This is a genomic window from Opitutus sp. ER46 (genome assembly GCF_003054705.1).
Taxonomy (GTDB): Bacteria; Verrucomicrobiota; Verrucomicrobiia; order Opitutales; family Opitutaceae; genus ER46.
This window is the reverse complement of record NZ_QAYX01000019.1, coordinates 252,959-277,650: the sequence shown is the minus strand read 5'-3', so window position 1 is coordinate 277,650 and position 24,692 is coordinate 252,959. Positions and strand designations below refer to the sequence as shown.

22 protein-coding genes are annotated in these 24,692 nt (G+C 67.5%); 5 read left to right on the top strand and 17 right to left on the bottom strand.

The features are described 5' to 3' along the window. Window positions 1–2: 2 nt before the first annotated feature. A complete protein-coding gene (locus DB354_RS06215) occupies window positions 3–1,538 on the bottom strand; it encodes an exo-alpha-sialidase (RefSeq protein ID WP_107834578.1) in 1,536 nt (511 codons plus the stop codon). Between the two features lie 524 nt (window positions 1,539–2,062). Between DB354_RS06215 and DB354_RS06210 the strand changes: the two genes are divergently transcribed. Further along, window positions 2,063–4,423, top strand: coding sequence for a TonB-dependent receptor plug domain-containing protein (locus DB354_RS06210; RefSeq protein ID WP_107834577.1), 2,361 nt, complete (start codon window positions 2,063–2,065; stop codon window positions 4,421–4,423). Window positions 4,424–4,535: 112 nt separating this feature from the next. Beyond that, a complete protein-coding gene (locus DB354_RS22235) occupies window positions 4,536–6,461 on the top strand; it encodes a trehalase family glycosidase (protein ID WP_107834576.1) in 1,926 nt (641 codons plus the stop codon). Window positions 6,462–6,754: 293 nt separating this feature from the next. Here the strand turns inward: DB354_RS22235 and DB354_RS06200 are convergent, their stop codons facing one another. The 14 genes from DB354_RS06200 to DB354_RS06135 form a co-directional block, all read right to left on the bottom strand. After that, window positions 6,755–7,852, bottom strand: coding sequence for a class II aldolase/adducin family protein (locus tag DB354_RS06200; RefSeq protein WP_107834575.1), 1,098 nt, complete (start codon window positions 7,850–7,852; stop codon window positions 6,755–6,757). A gap of 38 nt (window positions 7,853–7,890) precedes the next feature. Further along, window positions 7,891–8,187, bottom strand: a complete 297-nt coding sequence (locus tag DB354_RS06195) for a EutN/CcmL family microcompartment protein (protein WP_107834574.1) — start codon at window positions 8,185–8,187, stop codon at window positions 7,891–7,893. 2 nt (window positions 8,188–8,189) lie between these two features. Further along, window positions 8,190–8,465, bottom strand: coding sequence for a EutN/CcmL family microcompartment protein (locus DB354_RS06190; protein ID WP_107834573.1), 276 nt, complete (start codon window positions 8,463–8,465; stop codon window positions 8,190–8,192). Window positions 8,466–8,603: 138 nt separating this feature from the next. Next, window positions 8,604–10,034, bottom strand: a complete 1,431-nt coding sequence (locus DB354_RS06185) for an aldehyde dehydrogenase family protein (RefSeq protein WP_107834572.1) — start codon at window positions 10,032–10,034, stop codon at window positions 8,604–8,606. 59 nt (window positions 10,035–10,093) lie between these two features. After that, complete coding sequence (locus DB354_RS06180; protein WP_107834571.1) at window positions 10,094–10,402, bottom strand: EutN/CcmL family microcompartment protein; 309 nt, start codon at window positions 10,400–10,402, stop codon at window positions 10,094–10,096. A 199-nt stretch (window positions 10,403–10,601) separates the two neighbouring features. Continuing rightward, the gene (locus DB354_RS06175) at window positions 10,602–10,892 is read right to left on the bottom strand and encodes a BMC domain-containing protein (protein ID WP_107834570.1); all 291 of its coding nucleotides are present in this window, start codon (window positions 10,890–10,892) and stop codon (window positions 10,602–10,604) included. A gap of 110 nt (window positions 10,893–11,002) precedes the next feature. After that, window positions 11,003–12,196, bottom strand: a complete 1,194-nt coding sequence (locus DB354_RS06170; RefSeq protein WP_107834569.1) for an acetate/propionate family kinase — start codon at window positions 12,194–12,196, stop codon at window positions 11,003–11,005. Window positions 12,197–12,316: 120 nt separating this feature from the next. After that, complete coding sequence (locus DB354_RS06165; protein WP_107834568.1) at window positions 12,317–12,619, bottom strand: BMC domain-containing protein; 303 nt, start codon at window positions 12,617–12,619, stop codon at window positions 12,317–12,319. Window positions 12,620–12,661: 42 nt separating this feature from the next. Then, on the bottom strand, window positions 12,662–12,931 hold the full coding sequence (locus tag DB354_RS06160; protein ID WP_107834567.1) for a BMC domain-containing protein: 270 nt from the start codon (window positions 12,929–12,931) through the stop codon (window positions 12,662–12,664). 63 nt (window positions 12,932–12,994) lie between these two features. Continuing rightward, window positions 12,995–13,678 carry a phosphate propanoyltransferase gene (pduL, locus tag DB354_RS06155; protein ID WP_107834566.1) on the bottom strand — a complete coding sequence of 228 codons (684 nt, stop codon included), beginning with the start codon at window positions 13,676–13,678 and terminating at the stop codon, window positions 12,995–12,997. A gap of 40 nt (window positions 13,679–13,718) precedes the next feature. After that, window positions 13,719–14,603: a DeoR/GlpR family DNA-binding transcription regulator gene (locus DB354_RS06150; RefSeq protein ID WP_107834565.1), complete on the bottom strand. Its 885-nt coding sequence runs from the start codon at window positions 14,601–14,603 to the stop codon at window positions 13,719–13,721. A gap of 218 nt (window positions 14,604–14,821) precedes the next feature. Next, on the bottom strand, window positions 14,822–15,742 hold the full coding sequence (locus DB354_RS06145; RefSeq protein WP_107834564.1) for a 2-dehydropantoate 2-reductase: 921 nt from the start codon (window positions 15,740–15,742) through the stop codon (window positions 14,822–14,824). A gap of 116 nt (window positions 15,743–15,858) precedes the next feature. Then, window positions 15,859–16,707, bottom strand: coding sequence for a TatD family hydrolase (locus DB354_RS06140; RefSeq protein ID WP_107834563.1), 849 nt, complete (start codon window positions 16,705–16,707; stop codon window positions 15,859–15,861). Window positions 16,708–16,732: 25 nt separating this feature from the next. Further along, entirely contained in the window at window positions 16,733–17,224 is a 492-nt protein-coding gene (locus tag DB354_RS06135) for a SufE family protein (RefSeq protein WP_107834562.1), read from the bottom strand. An 80-nt stretch (window positions 17,225–17,304) separates the two neighbouring features. On the opposite strand from DB354_RS06135, the gene DB354_RS06130 reads away from it, so the two are divergent. Continuing rightward, complete coding sequence (locus tag DB354_RS06130; RefSeq protein WP_146180129.1) at window positions 17,305–17,742, top strand: hypothetical protein; 438 nt, start codon at window positions 17,305–17,307, stop codon at window positions 17,740–17,742. Window positions 17,743–18,250: 508 nt separating this feature from the next. Then, window positions 18,251–20,218: a glycoside hydrolase family 127 protein gene (locus tag DB354_RS06125; RefSeq protein WP_107834560.1), complete on the top strand. Its 1,968-nt coding sequence runs from the start codon at window positions 18,251–18,253 to the stop codon at window positions 20,216–20,218. 24 nt (window positions 20,219–20,242) lie between these two features. Here DB354_RS06125 and recQ read toward each other — a convergent pair whose 3' ends face one another. Further along, window positions 20,243–22,069 (bottom strand): DNA helicase RecQ, encoded by a 1,827-nt coding sequence (gene recQ / locus DB354_RS06120; protein ID WP_107834559.1) that lies wholly within the window; start codon window positions 22,067–22,069, stop codon window positions 20,243–20,245. A 170-nt stretch (window positions 22,070–22,239) separates the two neighbouring features. Here recQ and DB354_RS06115 point away from each other — a divergent pair, with 170 nt between their 5' ends. Next, the gene (locus tag DB354_RS06115; RefSeq protein ID WP_107834558.1) at window positions 22,240–23,292 is read left to right on the top strand and encodes a restriction endonuclease; all 1,053 of its coding nucleotides are present in this window, start codon (window positions 22,240–22,242) and stop codon (window positions 23,290–23,292) included. Window positions 23,293–23,337: 45 nt separating this feature from the next. Here the strand turns inward: DB354_RS06115 and DB354_RS06110 are convergent, their stop codons facing one another. Continuing rightward, window positions 23,338–24,567 carry a crosslink repair DNA glycosylase YcaQ family protein gene (locus DB354_RS06110; protein ID WP_233256569.1) on the bottom strand — a complete coding sequence of 410 codons (1,230 nt, stop codon included), beginning with the start codon at window positions 24,565–24,567 and terminating at the stop codon, window positions 23,338–23,340. Window positions 24,568–24,692 lie beyond the last annotated feature (125 nt).

Genomic DNA, 24,692 nt, shown 5'->3' with positions numbered 1-24,692 from the left:
GCCTACTGACGCTGGAGCATGACCGCGTCGGCGATGAGAGGGCCGGATTCCGCGCGGCGGAGGACGATCTCAAGGGTCCCGTTGGCCTCGACCGGCACGGTTGCGAGGTAGCGCCACGTGGCGGTCTCCTTCACGAGGCGAATGGACTCGCTGTGGCGGACTTCGCGGCCGACGCGGATGTCGACGGTGGCCTCAGCGGCGTCCGCCACGGCGGGCCAGCGGAGGAATACCTCATAGTTGCCGCCGCTCAGATTTGTGGCCGACCACGTCGCCTCGGCGGTGGCGGCGGTGGCCTCATGATGGTGGCGGCCATACGCGCCGGGCGCGCCGGCGACCTCACGCCACTCGCCGGAGGTTCGAAAACCGGCATCACCGTCATCGATGACGATGGTCGGCGCGGCGGCGCCGGTGGCCCACTCGACATTGAAGCGGGCAAGGTACACGCGGTCGCCCATGAAGTCCGAGCCGTCGGCGCCGTAGATGCAGTAGATGTTGCCCTCGGAGTCGCGGGTCAGGTCGGAGTAGGTGGCTTGCCCGCGCTGCAGGAGCTTGGGCGCGCCCCAAGTGCGGCCGCCGTCACGACTCACGGCGATGGCGAGATCCTGCCGCTGCTGGGCCGATTTGGCGTCGCTGGAAGGGAAGGAATAGAGGTGGCACGTATCGCTGAAGCGCAGCAGCCCGCCATCGCAGACCGTGCCGCGGAGGTCCTCCTGCGTGACCCACGCGGACCAGCGACTGCCGGAAGGCGTGCCCTCGGTGCGCGCGCGGAGCTGGTTATTGCCGGCCGCCTGACGCGCCATCAGGTAGAGCGAGCCGTCGACGCGTTCGGCGAGCCGGGCCTCGTTGGTGCCGCGGCCGGGAACGATCGGAGGCTCGCCGGCGATTTCCCAGCCATTGGGGGTGAGGCGAAGGACGTCGTTGCCGTAGCCGCGCTTCGTGGGCGGCAACGCGACTTGGCCACGGTGATGAAAACCGATCAGCACCATGCCCCGGTGAGGTGGCTTCAGCTTCTTGATCCCGTGGCCGATGCTCGAGTGCTGCGTCCAACCGTGCGGGTTGCCGTCCCAGAGCGAGGTGATTTCGGTCCGCTCGCTCCACGTGAGCCCGTTGTCGGTCGTGGTGCGGTAGTACACGCGCCCGATATCGGTGTTCACCGTGTACGCGTAGAACAGATACGTGGTGAGCCCGTCGGTGACGAAGGTGGGGTTGCTCCAGCTGTGGTGGTCGTCGCGACCCTCGATGACGACGTCATCGGACCAGGTGCGACCGTGGTCCGTGCTGCGCTTGAGGAGAAGATCCTTCTCACCGGCATCGGCGCCGGCGACGCGCGCCTCGCAGCCGACGAGGATCGTATCATCCCAGGTTACGCCGATGCCGTACACGAAGTGGGACGTGTAGCCCTTATCCTTGCGGTCCCAGAGGACGGTTTTGGTGCACTCCGGGGCGGCCAGCAGAGCGATGGGGGCGAGGCAGACGGCGACCGCGAGGGGCGGCCAGCGGCGAAGGAGAAAAGAGGGCAACGAAGAGCCAAGACGCATGGTCGGAAAGGGGCTGGTGGGGAAATGACTGAAAAACTGAGGAGCTTAAGGGCTGAAGCTGAGGCCGCGAGGTGGGAGCGGTGTAGGGCGGGGCGGGGAAGAGAGTGCGTAAGGCCGCTGGTCTGGGTCGTGGAAGAGAGATGTGCTGGTATCTGGGAGGGACCACCGGACGCCGCGGCGGAAGGACTGAAAGGCTGAAGGGCGGAAGGGCTGAAGGGCGGGAAGGCTGACGCCGGGGGAGGAAAACCGAGGGACCGCTGGCGGGGCGAAGTGTCTTTCTCTTACTCTTCCTCTTTCTCTTTCTCTCCGTTTTGAGCGGGGAGGCCACGGGGACGGACTGGGACGGAGGGGGGGAGAAAGAGGAAGAGGAAGAGTAAGAGAAAGATTTTTCCGGTCTCCGGGGGGGACCGGAACGCGGTCCTTTCCCGAAGTGGTCACGTGCGTTGGCTGGGGCCGGCACGTGAACGTGCCGGCGGTTCGCGGGAAGTCCGCGGCGCCCACTGACACAACCCCAGTCCGTGATCATGACCTCCAAACGTCCCCTCCTCCTGCTCGCTGCGCTCCTCGCGGCGGAGCTGTCGGCCCAGACTGCGCCCACCTCCCCCACACCCACTGCGGCGGAGGAGCCGGTCGTGCTTTCGCCCTTTCTGATTCGCAGCGAGCGTGACCGCGGCTACGGCGCGACGACCTCGCTGGGCGCTTCGCGCGTGGCGCTGGACATGAGCAACATCCCGGCGTCGGTCGTCAGCCTCAACGAACAGCTCTTCGCGGACATTGGCGCGGTGGACGCGCTGGAAGTGCTGCCGTACGCGTCGGGCGTGCAGCGCGTGTCCAACGGCGCGCCCGGGCAGGAGGCGTTCTCGCTGCGCGGGTTCGCGATCACGGGACTGCGGATTCGCGACGGGCTGCCGGAGGTGATCGAGGGCGTGGATCAGCCGTACGACGAGTCCTCGGTCTATGAGCGCGTGGAGATTCTGAAAGGTCCGGCCGGCACGCTGTACGGCACGACGAGTATGGGCGGCATCGTGAATAAGATCAGCAAGTGGCCGCGGTTCAAAACCCGGCACCAGATCGAGCTCCAGGCGCAGTCGTACGACGAGTTCTACCGCGCGATGGTGGATTCGACCGGGCCGCTGACGGAGAACACGGCGTATCGGGCGGTGATCTCGGAGCGTACCGGCACGCGCTACTACGCGAAAGGTGATGCGCCGAACGACTTCACCAACCTGCTGCTGGCGTTCACGCATCGCTTCGGGCGCGGGCGGCAAGGGAAGGTCTGGACGCGGCTGCAGTACCTGAGGGTGGAACTCGATACCGAGGCGGGGCCGCAGTACGCGACGGGCTATCTTGATCCGCTGCAACCGACGCGGGTGCCGGTGGTGAGCAATCCGAAGTTTGCGGTGCCGGTCGACGCGAACCTGTATCCAGAGGACGATGTTTCGATCGCGAACGTCCGAGCGGCGGAGGCGGGTTACGAGCAGACGTGGGCGGGGCCGTTGAGCGGCCAGTGGACCCTCCGAGTGGTGGGCCGCTACAGCAAGGGACGCGGCGACAAGAGCCCGTCCTTCGCGGCGGCGCGGCCCGTGCCGATCGCCGCGAACGGCGCGATCGTCACGTACGTGAACGCCGCCGGGAAAGTGGTGAACGGCGACTCCCGGTACATAGGGGCCGACGATCCACGTGTCGCAGATTGGCGGGCCACGATGACCGTGCGGGACTTCGCCGGGTTCAACTCGGGCGGCGGGGCGTTCGTCGATCTGGTGGGCGATTTCGCGACAGGATTCCTGAAGCACAAGCTCGTCCTGAACGCCCAGCTGACGAAGAGCGCGCGCGAGCGGGCCTTTTACTTCTGGGACGTGCCCAACGCGGCGAACACGAGCGCGCTGGCGAACTCGTTCTCGATGGTGAATCCCGATTACGCGGGTTTCAGCGTGGCGCAGGTGAAGGCGACGATGCCGATGAAGTTCAATGCCTTCAACGGGCACACGGAGAGCAAGGGCTTCGCGGCGGGGTTCCAGGACAACATCAGCCTGTGGGACGAGCGACTCGTCGGGGTGGTGGGGGCGCGTTTCGACAACGTCCGCGCGACGAGCTCCGCGTTTGACGCGACGCGCAGCATCGCGGAGCGGCGGTTTGTGAAGGACGCCGCGAGCGAGCGGACCGTTTCGAACCACGACTGGACCTTCAAGTATGGCTTGGTCGGCAAGCCGCTGCCGGGCGTGAGTGTGTTCGCGCAGCTCGCCGAGACTTACATCCCGATCAACTCGGCGGATGCGACCGGCCGGAAGCATCCGAACCAGGACGGCGAGATTCAGGAAGTGGGCGTGAAGCTCGATCTGCTCGGCAACCGGCTCGTCGCGACGGCGTCGGTGTTCAAGATGGAGCTCACAAACGTGCTGATCTCGGTGCCGAATCCACCAGAACTTGGCGGCGGCATGGTGACGGTGCCGGCCGGCACACAGAACACCGACGGTTGGGAGATGGATCTCGCTTACGAGCCGGTGAAGGGCCTGAACCTGCTGCTGGCGTACAGCGACATCACCTCGACGAATGAGGCGGGGAACAGCTTTCGCGGCGTGGCGATCGATCCGACCTGGTCGGCGTTCGCGAAGTACCGCTTCGATCGTGGACCCTTGGCGGGGGTGTTCGTGGGCGGCGGCTGGAAGCACTACGGCCGCTCGGCGGGCGACCCGACGAACACCTTCTATCTCGACCGCGCGAATACGTTCGACGCGTTCGTGGGCTACGGGCGGCCCCGTTGGAGCGTTCAGGTGAATGTGTACAACGTCACCAACGCCGACGACGTGATCTCCACCGTGGGCGATACGGCGATGTTTCGTCCGCTGGAGCGGATGTACCGGATGACGTTTCGGTACACGTTCTGATCAGCGCCATCACGGCACGCCTTTCTGCCCACCGCATCATGTTTGCCCGCATCCTTGCCGAGTGCCGTCGCGCCGCCGATCGTGCGACCGCCCGAAGGGATCGATCCTCCTTATGAGCATTACCGACAACGCCATCGCCGTCGCCGACGCCAAGCACCGCGTGCTCGCCCGCGGCTGGAACACCTGGGACACCCGCAGCGTGCTGCGGCATGTGCACCTGCCCGACGGACTGGCGCTGAGCCTTGGGTTCGCGGCACTGGACAAGCTGGTCTGGCTCGAGCAGGCGCAGTTCGGGCGTCAGACGGCGGGGCGGACGCCGGGCACGAAGCTCACGAGCACGGACAAGACGCTGCCGATCGCCAACACGATCGAGGTGCTGCCGGGGATCCGGGCGTATGACGGTAGCTACACCTCGTTGGAGGTGAACCTGCGGGGCGCGCGCTATCGCGTCGAAACCGCGGCCAACGGGGAGGACTGGATGGCGCTGGTGACGCCGCTGCAGGACGAGCCCTGGACGCGGGTGCTGACGGTGCACGTCGGCTTTGTCTGGAACCGCCCCGGCCACGCCATGCGCGACAGCGAGCGGCGGATCACGGCGCAGGCGCCGGAGCGGACCGCGGCCGTGCACGCGATCGGCGAAACGATCGAAGAGCCGAACCTGCCGGCGATGACGCCCTATCTGGCGCTGCGGTTGAGTGGGCCGGTGGCGGTGTGCGTGGGGCAGTCGTTGTCCCTCGCCGAGGTGCGCCGCCGAATCGGCGCGGCGCGTGCGACGGTGGAGCAGCTGCACGCGAGCTACGGGGCGTTGAAAGACGGGCATGAGGCAATGCAGAGCAGCCTCGCCTGGAACATCATTTATGAGCCGAAGCACCGGCGCGTGTTGTGCACCGTGGCGCGGGACTGGAACTGTCTACGCGGCGGGTACGCGGTGTTTTGCTGGGACACGTTTTTCACCTCGTGGATGATCGCGCAGGACAATCCGGCGCTCGGGTACGCCTGCATGCTCGAGGCGTTTCGCGAGCTGATCGACGACGCGTTCGTCTCAAACGTCGTGCAGGGGACAGGGCGGCAGGCACGGGACCGATCGCAGCCGCCGGTGGGCGCGATGTGCGTGCTGGGCATGTATCGGAATCGGCCCGACGCCGAGGCGCTGGCGGCGGCGTGGGGACCCTTGCTGGCGTGGAACCGCTGGTGGCACCGGGCACGGCGGAACCCGCGCGGCTCGCTCTCGCTGGGCTCGAATCCCTTCAAACCGCGCGCGGGAGATCCGGCGGAGTTCGTGCAGCCGAACACGGCGGCGGGCGCGGCCCTGGAGGCGCTCGACAATTCGCCCATGTACGACCAGGCGCCGTTCGATGAGACGACGCACCTGATGCAAATCGAGGATGTGGGGCTCAATGCGCTCTACGTGGCGGACTGCGAGGCGTTGGCGGAGATTGGGACGATCCTCGGCCATGGCGATGAAGCGGCGAAATTGCGGGAGCGGGCGAAAGAGTACGGCGCGCGGCTGCAGGAGCTGTGGCACGCGGAGCAGGGGATCTACCTCAATCGCCGGCTCGACACGGGCGCGTGGAGCACGCGGCACTCACCGACGTCGTTCTATCCCCTGTACGCCGGGGTCGCGACGCCGGCACAGGCGGAGGAGCTGGTGAGGAAGCATCTGCTGAATCCGGAGGAGTATGCCGGCGAGTGGATGATCCCGGCGGCGCCGCGGAACGATCCAACCTTTAGCGAGCAGTTGTACATGCGGGGGCGCATCTGGCCGCCGCTGAACTTCCTGGTTTACCTCGGACTGAAGCGCTACGGCCAGGACGAGGCGCGAAAGCGTGTCGTGGAGAAATCGCTGGCGCTGCTCACGCGCGCCTGGCGCGAGCACCGCGTGGCGCCGGAGAATTTCTCGGCGATTGACGGCTCGGGTGGGCTTGGGGCGCACACGCATCCGCTGCTGACGTGGAGCGGGCTGCTGGCGTTCATCAGCATGATCGAGGATGGGAGGGTGACGGCGCCGCTCGGGCGGCTAATGCAGAAGGCAGAATGAAGAATGTGGAATGACGGGGGCGCGGTCAGGAGGTCGCGTCCCCAGGGGAGGGTGTGGGCGGCGAGGTGGGGCGTCCGCCGAGGAGGAGATGAAGCGGAGCGGAGGAGGAAGACAGACAGATGCGAGAACGAGAACGATCTAGAGAACGAGAACGATGCTGAGTTTCTCAAGCCCCCGAGAGAAAGAGGAAGAGTAGGAGTAAGAGAAAGAGCCCAAAAAAGGCCGCCCCGGTTAAGGGGGCGGCCGAAAAGAGCCTATAGCTTAGCGCTTACTGCTTGCTGCTCAGCTCGCGCTCACTTCTTCAGCGCGGACATCACCTGCTCGGTGAGTTTCTGGACCATGCTCTCGAGCTCGGCGTTGGTCATGGTGTCGACCGAGGCGGCTTTGCCGGCGGGCGTGGCGCAGGCCTGCGGGCGGTCGCCGATCTGGTCCCACGGATCGCAGTCGCAGAGCTGGGCGGCCTTGAGGCCATGGCGGGCGTCGGGAAGGCCCATCTTCTCCTTCATGTCGAGGAGCTTCTTGACCTCGTCCGGCGGGATGGTGGTGCGCTTCGTCGGGAGCTGCGCGGCGACCCAGAGCGTACGGCAGTAGGAGTCGGTGATCTCCATCTTGAAGTACGCGTCCTCGACGGAGGTGCCCCAGGTGATCACGCCGTGGTTGCCCATGAGGATGGCCTGATGCTTGGGCGCCAGCTTGCCGAGGATCTCGCTCATCTGCGGGCTGCCGGGCGTCTTGTACTCGGCGACCGGGATGGTGCCGACGAAGACCTCGACCTCAGGGATGAGGCACTGCGGCGGCTCGATGCCGGCCATGGCGAAGGCGGTGGCGTGGATCGGGTGCGCGTGCACGACGGAGGCCGCGGCCGGGACCATCTTGTAGATGCCCAAGTGGGACATGATTTCGCTCGTGCGGCGCCACTTGCCGTTGCCGGCGACCTGGTTGCCGTCGATGTCCACGAGGCAGATCATCTCCGGCTTCATGAAGCCCTTGGAGACGAGCGTCGGCGTGCAGAGGAAGTAGTCGCCGAGACGGGCGGAGAGATTGCCGCCGTTGGCGTCGTTGTAGTCGCGCTGCCAGCAACGCCGGCCCATCTCGCAGATCTCCTCCTTGAGCCGCTTGGCCTCGGGGGAGTTGAAGAGCGCCTGGACGTCGACCTTGCCGCCGGAGTAGGCGGGCGTGGCGGCGGGGGCCGCGGCGGCCTCGGACTTCGCCGGGGCGGCGGGCGCGGCGCCGGTCGGGACGGAGGCATTGGCGTCGAACACGACCTTGATGCCGGCCTCGATCAGGACATCGCGGGCGCCGGGCGTCAGGCGGATGTCACGGTTGAAGCGGAACTCCCGGGCGCCGGTCCTCACGAACGCGGCGGCGTCATTTTGAGCGAAGAGTTTCATGGAGCGTTAAAGTTGGGTGTTGGAGCTGGAGGAGGCGTTCAGACCGCGTGCGGGTCCTCGGCCTGGTAGAAAATGTCGTCGAGAATGGCGGCCACGTAGGCGTCGCAGGGCGTGGGTCGGTCGAAGGGGCGCGTCGCCTCGGTGCTTTCGCTGAGGGCGACCTTGTCACCGGGGGCGGCGCCGAGATCGTCGTAGGCCACGATCGAGTACTCGTGGTCTTTGCCGGTGGCGCCGGTCTTGGCGCTCCACGGCAGCACCACGAGCAGTCGCTCGCCCCGGAGCGAGTGGTGGCGGACGGAGAGGGTGACGCGGCCGATGACGTTGGCGATGCGCATGGTCAGGAGGCCTTGGCCGGGGCGGGGTCGACGATGCCCATGACCCACCAGCGGGTGGGGCTGCGCGGGTTCTCGAGGTACTCGCGCACCCAGCTGCCGTCGGAGCAGATCAGGACCTTCTGGTGGATGCCGGCGCCGTGCGGATCGAGGACGATCTGCGGGCTGCCATCGGGCTTGTCCTCCAAGTCCACGGGCTGCGCGATCAGCAGGCGGCAACGCTCGAGGCTCGGGTGTTTCACCGTCGAGGTCACATAGCCGCGGATACGAGCGAGGCGCATGCGGAGTTACAGGTTGGAAGGTTGGAAAGTTACCGGTGAGGAGTTACAGGTTGGAAGGTTGGAAAGTGGCAGGTTGCGGAGACACGGATCGGGAGCCTGCAACGTGTGAACCTTCAAACCTGCAACTTGGAACTCCGGTTAATACAAGTTGAGTCCTTCCACCATGACGCACCGGCGGGAGCGGGTGAAGGTCATGGGGGTGGTGACGCCCTCGCCGGTCGGCGTGGCGATCGAGTAGGAGAGGAAGCCTTCGCCGCCGAGGCCGAGGCCGGTCATCGACGGGCCGTTCTTGATGAAGAGGGTCGTGTCGGCCGCCTGGGCGAACTTGGTGAGGTTGCTGATGTTCTGGCTATGCATGATCGCCGTGTGGCGATAGCCGTGCTCGGCCTTGATGGAGGCGGCGATGGCGGCATCGACGTCCTTCACGCGGACGATCGGAAGGAAGGGCATCATTTGCTCTTCCTGGACGAACACGTGGTTTTCCTCGGTTTCGCCGAAGAGGAGCTGGGTGGCCGGGGCGACATCGAGGCCGATGGCCTTGGCGAGGACGGCGGCGTCGCGGCCGACGAGGTCGCGGTTGACCGGAAGGTGGCCGCAGGTCGTGGCGCTCTTCCCCTCGGGGATGCTGAACGCCTTCTTGGCGAGGGCGTCGATCTGCTGGGAGTTGAGCTGGACGGCGCCGGCGCGCTTGAGGGCGGCGATGAAGGCGTCGGCCACGGAGGCGACGACGAACACTTCCTTTTCGCCGATGCAGAGCAGGTTGTTGTCGTAGGCGGCGCCCTGGATGATGCAGCGGGCGGCGCGATCGAGGTCGGCGGTCTCATCGACGACGACGGGCGGGTTGCCCGGGCCGGCGCAGACGGCGCGCTTGCCGGTCTTCATGGCGGCGGCGACGACGGCGGGGCCGCCGGTGACGCAGAGGAGCTTCACGTCGGAGCTCTTGCAGAGGATGTCGAAGGTCTGGAGCGTCGGCTTGGTGACCGTGGTGAGGAGGTCGGGAATGCCGGTCTCCTGGTAGATGGCCTGGTTGTAGGCGCGGATGGCGACGGCGGCGACCTGGCAGGCGGCGGGGTGCGTGTTGTAGACGACGGCGTTGCCGGCGGCGATCATGTTGATCGCGTTGCCGGTGAGCGTCGGGACGCTGTGCGTGGCCGGCGTGATGGCGCCGATGACGCCCCACGGGGCGAAGTCGATGACGGTGAGGCCGAAGTCGCCGCTGAAGGCGGTGCGCTCGAGCATTTCGACGCCGGGGACGAGGTCGGCGCAGATGCGGAGCTTTTCGATCTTGGCGGACAGGGCGCCGATCTTGGTCTCGGCGAACTCGAGTTCGCCCCAGGCCTTGGCGTTCTGGGCGCACATCCGGCGGATGGCGCCGATGGCCTTCTTGCGGGCGGTGACGCCGTCCTCGCGCAGCTTGAGGAAGGACTTCTGGGCGGCGGCGATGGCGTCCTCCATTTTCTCATAGACGCCGAAGCCGCTCTCGCCGTTCTGCACGACAGCCTGCTGCTGTTGGAGACGGGTGAGGACCTCGCTGACGACGCGGGCGATAAGTTGTTGTTGGTCGACCATGGCGGTGGAGGGGGGCGCGGGTATTCAGGCCGCGCGGGTGAGTGAAAAAAAGGCGGCGCTCAGTGCGCGCGGTAGACGATCTGCTTGTTCACATCGACGGTATCGACGATGCCGATGACGACGGCGTCGAGCGGGGTGTCCTTGTCCTTGGCGCCGAGGCGCGCGGAGGACCCCTGGGCGATGAGCACGATGTCGCCCTCGCCGGAGCCGAGCTCATCGACGGCCACGAGCGTGCTGTTGCCGCTCTTGAACTGCTGCGGGTTGGCCGGATCGACGAGAAGCGGCCGCACGAAGAGAAACTTCGAGCCCGTCATCTTCTCGGTCTTCTTGGTGGCGACGACGGTGCCTTCGACGCGGGCGAGGATCATGGGTTGAAAAAGGCTGAAGGAAGAAAAGGCTGAAGACCGAAGGCGGAAGGGCTGAAGGGCTGAGAGGCCGTGGCGGCGAGATCAGGTTCGGGTTCGGCTCTTCGGGACTTTGAAGCACGCTGCGCGCGACGGCCGGGACGCGGAGCGCGGCCCGGGCCGGGGGGGGAAGTCGGCCGCAGGCGGGCTGCGGCCGGACGAGTTATTTCTTCGCGACGGGGGCCTTCGGCAGCACGGTGGCCAGCTCGTTGTGCGGGCGGGCGATCACGCTGACGGAGACGACTTCGCCGAGGGACTGGGCGGCGGTGCGGCCAGCCTCAGTGGCGGCCTTGACGGCGGCGACGTCGCCGGTGACCACGACGGTCACCATGGCGTTGCCGACCTGCGTCATGGGCCCGACGAGCTCGACGTTGGCGGACTTGAGCATGGCGTCGGTCGCCTCGACGAGAGCGATGAGGCCGCGGGTTTCGATCATTCCGATGGCTTGTTGCATGGAGGTACTAGTTTGGAAGTGAGGAGTGAGAGTGAAAGTGAGAGTGGAAAAGGACTGAGGGCGTGAGTGGGACGGGAGACGGAAGAAAGGGAGTGAGGGAAAAAGGCGGGCTAGAGTTTGCCGTGGAGTTTGGCCCAGGCGTTGCGGGCGATGACGATCTCCTCGTTGGTCGGCACGACCCAGACCTCGATCTTCGAGTCGGGCGTGGAGATGCGCGTCTCGGTCGCGTGGGTGGCGGCGTTGAGTTTCGCGTCGAGCTTGAGGCCGCAGAAATCGAGGTTGGCGCAGACGGATTCGCGGAGTTCGGTACGGTTTTCGCCGATGCCGGCGGTGAAGATGATGGCGTCGGCGCCGTTGAGCGTGACGAGGAACCGGCCGATGTAGCCGCGGATCGCGTTGGTGAAGACGGCGAGGGCGGTGCGGGCGTTCTCGTTGCCCTGGGCGGCGGCCTCGACGAGGTCGCGAACGTCACCGGTGGGCAGGCCGGACATACCCTTGAGGCCGGCGTTGGAGGAAAGCTGTTTCTCAACTTCGCCGAGTCCCAGACCGAGGTCCTTGGCGAGATAGAGGGCGGCGAAGACGTCGAAGTCGCCGACGCGATTGCTCTGCGGCAGGCCGCTCTGCGGGGTCATGCCCCAGCTGGAGTCAACCGCGTAGCCGTGGCGCACGGCGCAAATGGAGGAGCTGCCGCCGAGGTGGCAGGAAATCAGGCGCAGGTCGGCGCGGCCCTTGATCTCGGCGAGACGCTCGGTGACGTAGCGGTGGCTGGCGCCGTGGAAGCCGTAGCGGCGGATGCCGAGCCGGTTTTGCCAGTCCAGCGGCACGGGGAACCGGGTGCTCTCGACAGGCAGGCGGTCGTAGAAGGCGGTCTCGAACGTTCCGATACAGGGCAGCTCCGGGTAGAGCTGGCGGAAGGAGCGGACCGCGTTGACGTACGGAGGGTTGTGGGCGGGGAAGAGCGTGTAGAGCGCTTCCATCGCGGCGAGGACCCGGTCGTCGAGGACCTGGGTGCCGGAGATACCCTGCGCCATAACGGGCTTGAAGCCGACGGCGGCGAGGTCGCGGAAGCTGCCGATGACGCCCTCCTTCAGGGCGGATTCAAAATGGGCGATGGCCGCGCCGTAGTCGGCGAAACGCGTGGTTCCGCTGACCGGCGCGCGGCCGGTGATCTCGAGTTTCCACGGACTCTCGCTGGCGCCGATCCGTTCGGCGCCGCCTTTGGCCAGCAGCTGCTCACCCGGCATGTCGAACAAGCGGAACTTGAACGACGTGCTGCCGATATTGGCGACGAGAACCTTACCCATGAGTGGAGGTATTCGAGAGTCGGCCGCGCGCCTGTCCGGAACGCCGATCACGCGGGCGGCGCTCCCGAAGGAGGTTGCCGCTCGTGGGCCGGCGCGACGGAAAGTCGCGGACGAGGCGGATTATTTCCCGGCGGGCGCGGCGGCCTTGCCGAGGAACTTGCCGAGCGAGGCGAGATCCTCGTGCGGGCGCGGGATGACGTGCACGGCGACGACCTCGCCGATCGAGGCGGCGGCGGTGGCGCCGGCTTCGGTGGCGGCCTTCACGGCGGCGACGTCGCCGCGGATGAAGGTGGCGACATTGCCGGAGCCGACCTTTTCCCAGCCGATCAACTCGACGTTGGCGGCCTTGAGCATGGCATCGGTCGCTTCGAACTGCGCGACGAGGCCTTTGGTTTCAACCATTCCGAGGGCTTGTCCAGGCATGGAGAGTATTTTTGAGAGTTACGTTGAAGGGTGGCGCGTCGTTCAGGGCGCGAAGAACTCGACCAGGCCGGCGGCCGGGCGAGCGATGACGTGGGCGGCAACGAGGTTGCCGACGCGCTGCGCGGCTTCCTTGCCGGCGTCGACGGCCGCTTTCACGCTGCCGACGTCGCCTTTCACGATGGTGGTGACGAGCGCCCCGCCGATCTGGATGTTACGCACCAGAGTCACGTTGGCCGCTTTCACCATGGCGTCGCTGGCCTCGACGAGGCCGACGTAGCCGCGGGTTTCAATCAGTCCGATGGCTTCACTCATGGGTTATCGATGTTGAGTTGATGGTTGAGAATGAGGGCTGGAGGCCCGGGGGAGGAGAGGGGATCAGGCCTTCGGGTTGCGGATCAGTTCGCAACGGCGGGCGTGCGCAAGGTCGCAGGCGTTGGCCTCGTCGGTGTCGATGTGCACCTCGAGTTTAAAGGTGGGGTCGACGCGCACGAGCATGTCGTCGAACCGCGTCGTGCACTTCTCGGCCTCGACGACCATGGTCATGTACTCGCCAGCCTTCACGCCGTAGAACGCGGCATCCTTGGGCGACATGTGCACGTGGCGCGCGGCGCGGATGATGCCCTCCTTCATTTCGACGACGCCCTTGGGGCCGATGACCACGCCGCCGGTCGTGCCCTTGATGTCACCGGAGGAGCGCACCGGCACGGGCAGGCCGAGGTAGACGGAGTCGGTGTAGGCCAGCTCGATCTGGGTGAGGTTGCGGCACGGGCCAAGGATGCGGAGCTGCGGGATGATGCGGTCGCGCGGGCCAACGAGCGTGACGGTGGCGGTGGAGGCGAACTGGCCTTCCTGATACAGCCACTTGTGCACCTGCAGCTGGTAGCCTTTGCCGAAAAGGATCTCGAGGTTCTCCTGCGTCACGTGCATGTGGCGCGCCGAACTGTTTACCACCAGCGTGGGCGGCTGCGTGGCCGCCTGAAACTCGCGGCCAATCTGCGTGAACAACGTCTGACGGACGAGGGACTCGACCAGGGAGCGGCTCAGGGCAGGAGCGGACATGGAGCGTGAGGGTGGCTAAGATTTAAATGACGGAGTTCCGTCATAAAAGGGAGGTGGGGAGCGTCAAGCTCGAACTCTCATCCGGTTCATCGTCGTCGCTTGCGGCGGGCGCGGTTGCAGCGGCGGAGGTGCGGGCGAGAACTTGGGCGGCGATACGATTGGCGTCCGCCAAATCGGCCGGGATACCCACCGAGGAGAGGGTTGCGGCGGAGGTGTCGGTGAGGAGCCCCGAGAGGGCGTCCCAGCCGCAGAAGAACTGCGGGGCGGAGCGGCCGAGCTTGCTGGCGTCGAGGAGGGCGATGGTGGTGCGGGCGCGAGCGGCGACGGCGCGTTGGAGGGCGACGACGGCGGCGTCGGAGTTCCAAAGTCCCTCGCGGGTCATGCCCTCGGCGCTGAGGAAGGCGATGTCGAAGGTCCACTGTTCCGCCGCGCGGCAGGCGGCCTCACCGAGGAGGACGGACTGGCGGCGGAGGAACTGTCCGCCCAGGAGGTGAACATCGAGGCCATCGACCTCGGAGAGGAGGTCAGCGACGGGCAGGTTGCCGGTGACGCACGTGAGCGGCCGGATGGGGGACTGGCGCAGGGCCTCGGTGAGCGCGAAGACGGTGGTGCCGTTGTCGAAGAAGACGGTCATCTCCGGCCGGAGGAGGGCGAGCGACTGACGGGCGATCCCGTGCTTCGCCTCGGTGGCGACATTGCGGCGCTGACGGAAGGACGGGAAGCGGAGGTTGAAGTCAGCCAGCGCACCGCCGTAGGTGCGGGTGACGAGGTGGCGTTCCTCAAGGTGCGCGAGGTCGCGGCGCATGGTGGCCTCCGATACGCCGAACTCCTTGCATAAATCCGCCAGCACAATGTAGCGGTGCCGTTGCAGCAACTCGGCGAGACGGCGCCGGCGGGCATCAACGATATGACGGGGCACACGCATGCCCCGCTGATATGACTTAAATGCGCAGGTTCAATCATAAATTCGTTTTCGCCGGAACGGCGAAAACGAATTCTAGGGGGCAGGCGCGCGGCCGCTGGCGCGGGGGGCGGGATGCTGACGCTAAGGGTACCGTCGGGGCGCCGCGCGGAAGCGGGGGCGCGGATGGAGGCGGAGGGCAGGGATACGGTGGAAACGGAAGGGGGGAGGCGGCCGCGAGACTACCGGGGGAGGGAGCGGAGGCGGGAGTAGAGGGCGGCGAGTCTCGGCATGGGGAGGGTGGCGGCTTCGGCGCGGCGGAGGGGTTCGCCCCAGATGGCCTCGACCTCGACTTCGCGGCCGGCGCGAAAGTCGACGAGGCTGGAGGGCTGGTAGGCGCCCATGGGCGGGGTGACGTCGAACTGCTGCCGGAGAAAAGCGTCGGGAATGGAGTAGCCGAGCGCGGTGCCGGCCCGCTGGACCTCGTGCATGAGGGCGCGCACCTCGGCGGCGAAGGCGGGATCGGCGCAGAGGACGTCGGTCGTGACGTTGTTGGCGACGGCGAGGCCGTTGAACGGGATGTTCCAGACGAGTTTCCGCCAGCGGGCCTCGAGGAGGTTGTCGACGACCTGCATCGTGACCCCGGCGGCGGTGAACTGGGCGGCGAGCGCGTGGGTGCGCGCGGCGGCGGGTCGGTCGAGTTCGCCCAGGGTGATGGAGCCGGGGTGATAGCACGTGACCTCGCCGGGGCCAGTGCGAGTGGAGGCAATGAAGGCGAGACCGCCGACGACGCGCTCGCGCCCGAAGAGCGAGGCGAGGTACTCGTCGGAGCCGAGTCCGTTCTGGAGGGTAAGGATCGTGGTCGATGCGCCCAGGAGCGGCGGGAGCAGTTCGGCGAGGTGGGTGTTGGCGGTCGACTTGAGTGTGACGAGGACAAGGTCGACGGGCCCGATTTCGGCGGTGGTACCGAAGACAGCGGCCGGACGCAGTTCGAGGGTGCCGTCCTTCTCATGGATCACCATGCTGCCGCGCGCGCGCACCGCCGGGAGGTCGGAACGCAGGAGGAAGCGCACGTTGGCGCCGGCGCGGCCGAGCCGGGTACCATAGTAGGTACCCAGTGCCCCGGAACCGACGACGGCGATGGAAGGAAAGGCGAGTGGCATCCGAAAGTGAAAGTGAGAGTGAGAGTGGCCGGAGGAGTGAAGGTGAGAGTGAGGGTGAAAGTGGGACAGATGAGGCTGGGGGCGGCGGGTCTTGCTCTCCATCCGACGAGCCGCGCTCACTGGCCGCCGAAGAGGTGACGGAAGTTGGACTCGAGTTGCTCGGCCAGGGAGGCGACGGAGCACTGACGAAGTTGGGCAAGGCCTTCGTAAACAGCGCCAATGTTCGCCGGGTGATTGATGGTGCTGCCGTCGGCGAGGCCCGGCAAGGTGTGGGTGCAATGGTCGGCAGGAAGTGGCATGGCGGGCGCGTCGGTCTCGGCCAGGAGACGGTCGGCCGGGAGTTCGGCAAAGACGGCGCGGCGCGCGGCCTGACGTTCCGCGAGGAAGGAGCCGTTGAAGGAGAAGTAGGCGCCAGCGGCGGCGAACTCGTCGGCGAGTTCGGGGGAGCCGCCGTAGGCGTGCAGGAGGAAGCCGCGCTCGGGCATGAACCCGTCGCGGACGATCTCCGCGAGGGCACCCCAGGCGTCGAGGCAATGGATGGTCACCGGGCGATCGAGCCGGGCGGCGAGGTCGAGTTGCCAATGCAGCGCGTCGACCTGCTCGTCGAGCGAGGCGCGCCGGAGGCCGGCGAGCCTGGGATCGTCCGGGCGGGCGCGATTGAGAATCCAGCGGTCGAGTCCGATCTCGCCGATCGCGGCGTGGGGCGCGGCGAGGAGGCGGGCCTCGAGGGCTTCGCGCCATTCAGGCGTGGCGTTGCCGACGTTCCACGGGTGCAGCCCATAGCTTGGGCGGACGAACGCGTGCGCTCTGGCGAGCGCGGCGACATCGGCCCAGTCGCCCTCGCAGGTGCCGTTCACGACGGCGGCGTGCAACGGCAGGGCAGCGAGGTCGGCGAGCACCTGTTCGCGATGAGGTGCGAGCCACGCATCCTGCAGGTGATTATGAGCGTCGACGAACGCGGGCACGGGGAGCGGGACGTAGTTACCGAGCTCAGACCGGGTGTTCCTTCGTAGCCGGAGCGGGGGAGTTATACTTAGCGGCGAACTCGCGGATGGTTCGGCGCGCCGCGGCCAGACCGTTGCGGCGGGTCGGTGACAGATTGCGCGTGATGCCAAGGGGTTCCAATGGATCGGGGTCGACCGCGAGAATCTCGGCCGGGGTGAAGCCGCTGTAGAACTCGCACAGGAAGGCGACGAGCCCGCGGACGATGGGAGACTCGGCTTCGCAGCGGTAGAAGCAGCGCCCGTCGCGGACTTCGCCGACGAGCCAGACGAGCGAAACGCAGCCGGTCACCCGATGGGCGTCGATGCGCGCATCCGCCGGAAGACCAGGTAACTTGCGTGCGCGGTCGACGAGCAGGGCGAGTCGCTCCTGGGGGTCGTCGATCACAGAGAGGTCGTCCACCATCTGCTTCAGTTTCCGGGTGAGAGGCACGGCCGGACCGTAGGGGCGCAACACCCCACCGGCAAGAGCGACACGCATGGACGCGGGTGCTGTCGATGCTCCTTCAGCAGGAGGCGGAACGCGCCGTTATCGGCGCTGAGCACCAACCACGGATGGCCATGAACGACAATTTCCTGATTCCACTGACCGGGTTTGAACTGCCCCCGGACTATCCGTGGCGCGTCGGGTTCGTCGGCCTCGTCAACGAGCAACTGCGGCGCTTGCGGGCGACCGGGTACTTCGTGCCGTCGCGGTTCTTCGGCTACTATTTTCAGGGCAACAACCCGATCGGCGTGAGCGGCAACTGGACGGTTTCGCTGGAGCCGACGCAGCCGGTCGCGCTGCTGCCGGAGATGGTCGGGCAGTACACCGGCGGCAAGTTCAGCATCAGCAGTACCGGCCGCGCGATCGTGCCAGACTACATGTTGGTGCACGACCGGCTGGATGGCGCATGCTGGCTGTGGAGTTTCACGGAAGGCCTGCAATTCGTCGAAGCCGTGGAGCCGACGAATGAGGACGGCGGCTGGGACAACGCCGAGCAGTCGAAGCACTTCTAAGCACCCTGCGGACTGCGACCACAAGCACCCTGCGGACTGCGTCCACAGGCTGCTAGGCAAACTGGCTGCGCCAGTTTGGGACGTGGCGGGGGAACCAAGGCACGAGCACCGCTGGCGCGGCTGAGGCCAAAGTGAGCGGGAACGAATGTCGTCCTGAATCGACGGATGGATGGGTGGTGTGGAACCGCTGGACAGGTGCGCGTGCGGACAGGGTGGCACTGCGGGGAAGGGAGAACGGACAGCAGGCACCGGAGAACGATTTCGAGAACGAGAACGAGCGAAGGGCGGCTACGATATTCGGCGGTCACCCTCAATCCCTCAATCCCTCAATCCCTCAATCCCTCAATCCCTCAATCCCTCAATCCCTCGAGAGAAAGAGGAAGAGGAAGAGAAAGGAGTAAGCGGAGAGGGGCTGAAGGCCCCTCAAGACATCGGGACGGTCATGCGGGAATGGGCTTGGCCGGCGGGGCGGCGTTTGCAGTGTGCGGGCGAACCCCTCCTTCGCCCCATGCGTTCCCCCCTTGGCCTTGCGATGTTCGTTCTTGGTGTCGCGGCGGTTTCAGCCGCGGATTATCCCGTCCAGCCCGTGCCCTTCACGGAGGTCCGCCTTACGGGCGGGTTCTGGCAGCAGCGGCAGGAGGTAAACCGCACCGTGACGGTGCCGTTCGCGCTGCAGCAGTGCGAGGAGTCCGGGCGGCTGCGGAATTTCGATCTCGCGGCCGAGACGATGCGGCGCCGCGCGGCGGGCGAGAAGACCTTCCAGCACCAGCCACCGACGATCTATCCGTTCGACGACACCGACGTGTACAAGGCGATTGAAGGCGCGGCGTACGTGCTCAGCATGCAGCGCGACGCGGCGCTGGAGGCGAAGCTCGATGCTTGGATCGCGCGCGTCGGCGCGGCGCAGGAGCCGGACGGTTACCTGTATACGTTTCGGACGATGCATCCCGACTCGCCTGGGCACAAATGGGTCGGGGCGCAGCGCTGGGAGAAGGATCCGGAGCTGAGCCACGAACTCTACAACTGCGGCCACATGTACGAGGCGGCGGTGGCGTACTTCCAGGCGACCGGCAAGCGCACGTTCCTGGACATCGCGTTGAAGAACGCGGAGCTGCTCTGGCGGGACTTTGGCGACCGTCAGCGGCGGATCGCGCCGGGGCATCAGATCGTGGAAATGGGGCTCGTGAAGCTGTATCGGGTGACTGGTGACGCGCGCTGGCTGACGCTGGCGCAGATATTCCTCGAGGCGCGCGGGCCGACCGGGCCGGAGTACAACCAGCGGCATCTGCCGGTGGTCGACCAGACCACGGCCGTCGGGCATGCGGTGCGCGCGAACTACATGTACGCCGGGATGGCGGACGTTGCGGCGCTGACGGGCGACCAGCGCTACCTCAAAGCGATCACGAAGATCTGGGAGAACGTCGTGACCAGGAAGCTGTACCTGACCGGCGGCGCCGGGGCGCTGGCCAAGGGCGAGGCGTACGGGGCCGACTACGAGCTGCCGCACGACGGGTACAATGAGACCTGCGCGACGCTGGCGCTCATGATGTGGAATCACCGGATGTTCCTGCTGACGGGCGACGCCCGGTACATGGACGTATTCGAGCGCGCGGCGCACAACGGCTTCATCAGCGGCGTGTCGCTCTCGGGCGACCGGTTCTTCTATCCCAACCCGCTCGAGTACGACGGCGAGAAGCAGAACAACCACGGCCATGCCGGCCGGGCCCCGTGGTTTGGCTGCGCATGCTGCCCGCCGAACCTCATGCGCACGCTGGCCTCGCTCACCGGCAGTTTCTACGCGACGCGGGGGGCCGAACTCTTTGTGAACGTATATGCCGCGAGCGAGGGTACGGCGACGGTGGCGGGGACCAAGGTGACGCTCACGCAGGCGACGGACTATCCCTGGAACGGCGCGGTGAAACTGACCGTGGCGCCGGAAACTCCGGCGACCTTCACGCTGCGGCTGCGGGTGCCGGGCTGGGCGCAGGGCCAGCCGCAGCCATCGGACCTGTATGTGTACGCGGATACGCAGCCCGCGCCCACTTGGACCGTGCGCGTGGCGGGAGCGCCCGTGAAGCCCGAGTTGCAGAACGGCTACGTCACGGTGTCCCGCGAGTGGCGGGCCGGCGATGTCGTCGAACTGAATTTCCCGATGCCGGTGCACCGGGTGCGCGGCCATGAGAAAATTGCGGCCACGCAGGGCCGAGTGGCCTTCGAGCGCGGACCGATCGTGTATTGCGTGGAGGACGTCGACCGCGCGCATCCGCTGGAGGCGCTGGTCGTGCCGGCAACCGTCACGATGGCGCCGGAGTCACGGCCGAAGCTCCTCGGCGGCGTGACCGTGCTTACGCTCGACGGCGCCACGCAGCAGGGCCACCCGGTGGGCCCCCTCACGGCGATCCCGTACTTCGCCTGGAACAACCGCGGCCTCGCCCCGATGGCGGTCTGGCTGCGCACCGCCGCAGACCCGCGCTGACGGGCGGTGCCGGCGCGGCACTGCCTAGAACGCGATCCGGGGGTTGTTCTCGAGGTACTCGGCGATGGCGTCGGCGAAGGTTTCGCCGAACTCGGCGCGCTTCTTCTCGCCGATGCCGGGGATGCCCTCCATGGCGTCCACCGTCGTCGGGTAGGAGCGGGCCATGGCGCGCAGCGTGTTGTCGCCGAATACGATGTAGGCGGGCACGCCGCGCTCGTCGGCGAGTTCCTTGCGCACGCCGCGCAGCCGGTTGAACAGCAGCTCGTCGCATTCGATGTCGCCCTCGCGCCGGGTGGACACGCGCCGCGCCTTGGGCATGACCATGGGCTTGGTGAGCGTGATCGGCTCGCGCGTGCGCAGGACGTTCATGCCCTCGTCGGTGACGTCGAGCGTGGCGAACTCGCCCTCGGCGACGGCGACGTAGCCGAGGCGCAGGAGTTCGCGGCCGACGGCGGCCCACTGCGGCCGGGAGAGCTCGCCGCCGATGCCGTAAGTGGTGAGCCGGTCGTGCCCCCAGCGGCGGATCTTTTCGGTGTCGGCGCCGGTGAGCACCTCGATGAGGTGGTTCATGCCGACGGTGAACCCGCTATTCTGCCGGATGCGGTAGATGCAGGAGAGGAACTTCTGGGCGACGACCGTGCCGTCGTAGGTCTCGCGCGGCTCGAGGCAGTTGTCGCAGGCGCCGCAGTTATCCAACGGGAACGTCTCGCCGAAGTAGGCGAGCAGCTCGTGGCGGCGGCAGCCGGCGCTCTCGGCGTACTGCACCATCTGGCGCAACTGCGCGCGGGCGACCTTCTGCTCGGCCTCGGCGGTGATCTCGTCGATGAAGTGCGTCTGCTTCGCGATGTCGCCGCCGCTGAACAGCAGGAGGCAGTCGCCGGGCAACCCGTCGCGCCCGGCGCGGCCGGTCTCCTGGTAGTACCCCTCGATGTTCTTGGGCAGGTCGTGGTGGATGATCCAGCGGACGTTCGGCTTGTTGATGCCCATGCCGAACGCGATGGTCGCGCACACGATGCGGGTGTCATCGCGGAGGAACGCCTCCTGGTTGCGTGCGCGCTCGTCGGCGTCGAGGCCCGCATGATACGCCCGGGCGGCGAAGCCCCGGCCGGCGAGCGCCTCGGCCACGCGTTCGGTGGTGGCGCGGGTGGCGCAGTAGATGATGCCGCACTCGCTTTCGCGCTTCCGGACGAAGTCGATGATCTGCTTCAGCGGCTGGTCCTTGGGGACGACGCGGTAGGTGAGGTTGGGCCGGTTGAAGCTGGCGACGAAGATGGCCGGGTCACGGAGCTTCAGGTGGGTGACGATGTCGGCCCGGACGCGCTCGGTCGCGGTGGCGGTGAGGGCGATGACGGGGACGTCGGGCAGCTGCTGGCGCAGCCGGGCGATCTGGCGGTATTCGGGGCGGAAGTCGTGGCCCCACTCGGAGACGCAGTGCGCCTCGTCGATCGCGAGGCAGGAGACGTTCCACTTCTGCAGGTTCTCGGCCCAGCCCTCGAGCATCAAGCGCTCGGGCGCGACGTAGAGCAGCTTGAACTCGCCCCGATGGAGGCCGCGAAAACGCGCGCGGGACTCGTCGGCGTCGAGGGTGGAATTCATGAACGTGGCCGCGACGCCGCTGGCGCGCAGGGCGTCGACCTGGTCCTTCATAAGCGCGATCAGAGGCGAAACGACCACGGTGAGCCCGGGCCGCGCGAGGGCGGGCAGTTGGAAGCAGAGCGACTTGCCGCCGCCGGTGGGGAGCAGCGCGAACACGTCCCGGCCCGCGAGCGACGTTTCGCAGATTTCGCGCTGAAGCGGGCGAAAACTGCCGTAGCCGAAGGTGGACTTGAGCAACTGCTGGAGGGCGGGCACGAGGAGCGGTGGAGAAAGGCGGGAAGGAGGGCGGAGGCGAGGAGGATCGGAGGAAAGCGGAGAAGCCGGCAGCGAAAAGGATGAAATCAGGCCGGTCTTGCCAAAAGTCGTCCGTGTGGCGATGGAAGGACGTGCCCGTGAGACTCCCCCGGCCCCTCCGTGATTCGGCTTTGGTTGCGCTGGCTGCGCTGGCGCTGGCGACGGGCCGCGCGGAAGAGGAGGCGCCCCGGCCCTTTGTGGCGGTGGGGGCCACGAAGCAGGACGTGTTGCGTGTGTACGGCTGGCCGAGTGGCACGGCGGTGACGGGCACGCGCGAAATTCTCAATTACCCACAGGGCCAAGTTATTTTGGAGAACGGTCGCGTGGAGCGCGTCACCTTTTCGAAGGACGTTCCCTGGACACCCCCGCGACCGAAGCCGCCGCCCCCGACGGCGTCCACCCGCAAGCCGGGAGCCGCCGCGACGGAGCCCGCGGCCGCGGAGGCGGCGCCGGCGGCGCCGCCGCCCGAGGCCGCACCCGCGGCGGAGCCGGCGCCCATGCCGTCGGTCGTGGAACCGGTGAAGCCGCAGCCCGTTGAGCCCGCTGCCACGGTGGCGGCAGCGCCCGCGGTGAAGGCCGGCGCAAGGGGCGCGGACACGGGTGACACGGCAGTTTCCCCCGCGGCGCCAGCGCTGTGGAGCGCCTGGCAGTTGGTGGTCGCGGCGCTGGCCGTTGGGGCGCTCGCGGCGGCGCTGGTGTTGTTGTGGGTGTGGCGCAAGCCGCGGACGCGCAAGGCCAAGTCGACGCTCATCATCGCCGACCGGATCGATGCGGCGGCGGGCGGGATGCCCTCGATCGCGGAGATGCGCGACTGGCCGCGCGAGAAGTTGCGGGCGGTGGTGGCGGCGCTGGCCGAATCGGACGGCTATCTGGTGCACTTGCGGCCGCTCGGCGGGGACATGGATGTCGAGCTACGGCGGAAGCAGGAGGAGAAACCGCGCGTGCTGGTGTGTTGCCTGCCGGGGCGCGATCCGGTGCCGATGAGGCGGCTGCGAGACGTCTTTGGCAGTCTGGTGGCAGACGGCGTGGCGCAGGGCTGGGTGGTGGCCCCGGGCGGCTTTGGGCCGGAGGCGGCGGCCTATGCCGAGTCGCACCGGCTGGCGTTGGTGAACGGTGACGGGCTGCACGCGTTGATGCGCGAAGTGCCGCCGGTGCTGCTCCCGGCGGTGTTGGCGCGGACCTGACCGGGCGGCGCGATCGAGCCGGTGCGAGCGTTTCGCGGCGCGGGCTCAGGACCGGAGTCCGAGCCAGCCGGCGAGCTCGCGGAGTGCGCCCTGGGTGGAACAGCCGCGGCGGACCGAACGGGAGGCGACGACGAGTTTCCCGGCCGCCCGATCGGCTTTCGGTTCCACATGGCCGACCAGTTCGGTGCCGGCGAGAACGGGCAACGCGTAATGGCCGCGCACGCGCTTGGCCACGGGCGTGTAGGCTTCCCACGTGTAGTCGAAGTTCCAGAGGGCGGCGGTGACGCGGCGATCGTAGATGACGGGATCGAGCGGCGCGAGCAGGCGGACGGCGGACGCGGGCGTGGCCGCGCCGGGTTCGGCGTCGGGAGCACGGACCGCGGCATCGCAGGCCTGAAGCAGCGGGACATCGTCGCGCAGGCAGGCGAGGGACGGCAGGCCCGCGATGTGGACCTCTTGGACGAGGTCGTCGATGCCGCGGCGCTCGTCGCGTTTCAGCCAGGCGAGCCGGCGCTGGCGGAGCTTGAGCTCGGCCACCCAGCGGCTGGTGTCGGCCAGGGTGGCGGCGGGTTGGGCGAGCACCGCGGGCGGGAGGACGCGCTCGGGCAGATCGTAGAGGCGGCGCTGGTTGCGGCGGCGGCCGATGAGCACTCGGCCGTGAAAGAAGAGCTTCTGGAGCGTGCTTTTGACGAGCGAGGCCTTGCCCCAGACGGGGCGATGTGCGCGCCGATCGTCAGCGAAGTCTTCGCTGCTGAGCGGACCGCGGGCGGCGATTTCGGCGAGCAGTTGCGGGACGAGTTCGCGCTCGCGCGGGGTGAGGCGACCCGACCAGGCGCTGGTCAGCCGGGTGCGAGCCTGCATGGCGCCGAGGAGGTGGGGCCAGGCTTCGAGGGGAAAGGCGACGAGGATATTGGTGGTGGGGTGGTGGTGTTCGAAGGCGACCCGGGGCGGAGCATCGGGCGCGGGCGAGCGGGTGTCGGCCTCCGCTTCGCCGTGGAGGTGGCGCATGAGGTCGCCCTCGCGGTAGCCAGCGACGCGGGGGCGGAGGATGAGGTCGTGCATGCGCCCGCAGATGTTGAGCGGATCGATCTGCACGTAGCCAAGGTGGGTCAGGGCGGCGCCGACGCTCGCAAAGGGTTGGTCGAGTCCGGTCGCGTGCAGGACAAAACGCCGCGCACCGGCGACGGAGACCTTCAGGGCAGGAGGCGAGGACGGCGGGCGCTTGGCGTTGGCGGTGGTGGTGGCGCGGGGCGAAGTGGGAGCGCGGCGAGGCACGGGCGCGACTGAAGGCAAGGCGCGGGCGAAGCGGAAACAAAAAAGAGGCCGCGCCACATCGGGTGGCGCGGCCATGGGTGCCGGGAAATCTGCCTTGGCGAGATGTCGAAGCGCGGAGCGCGGGC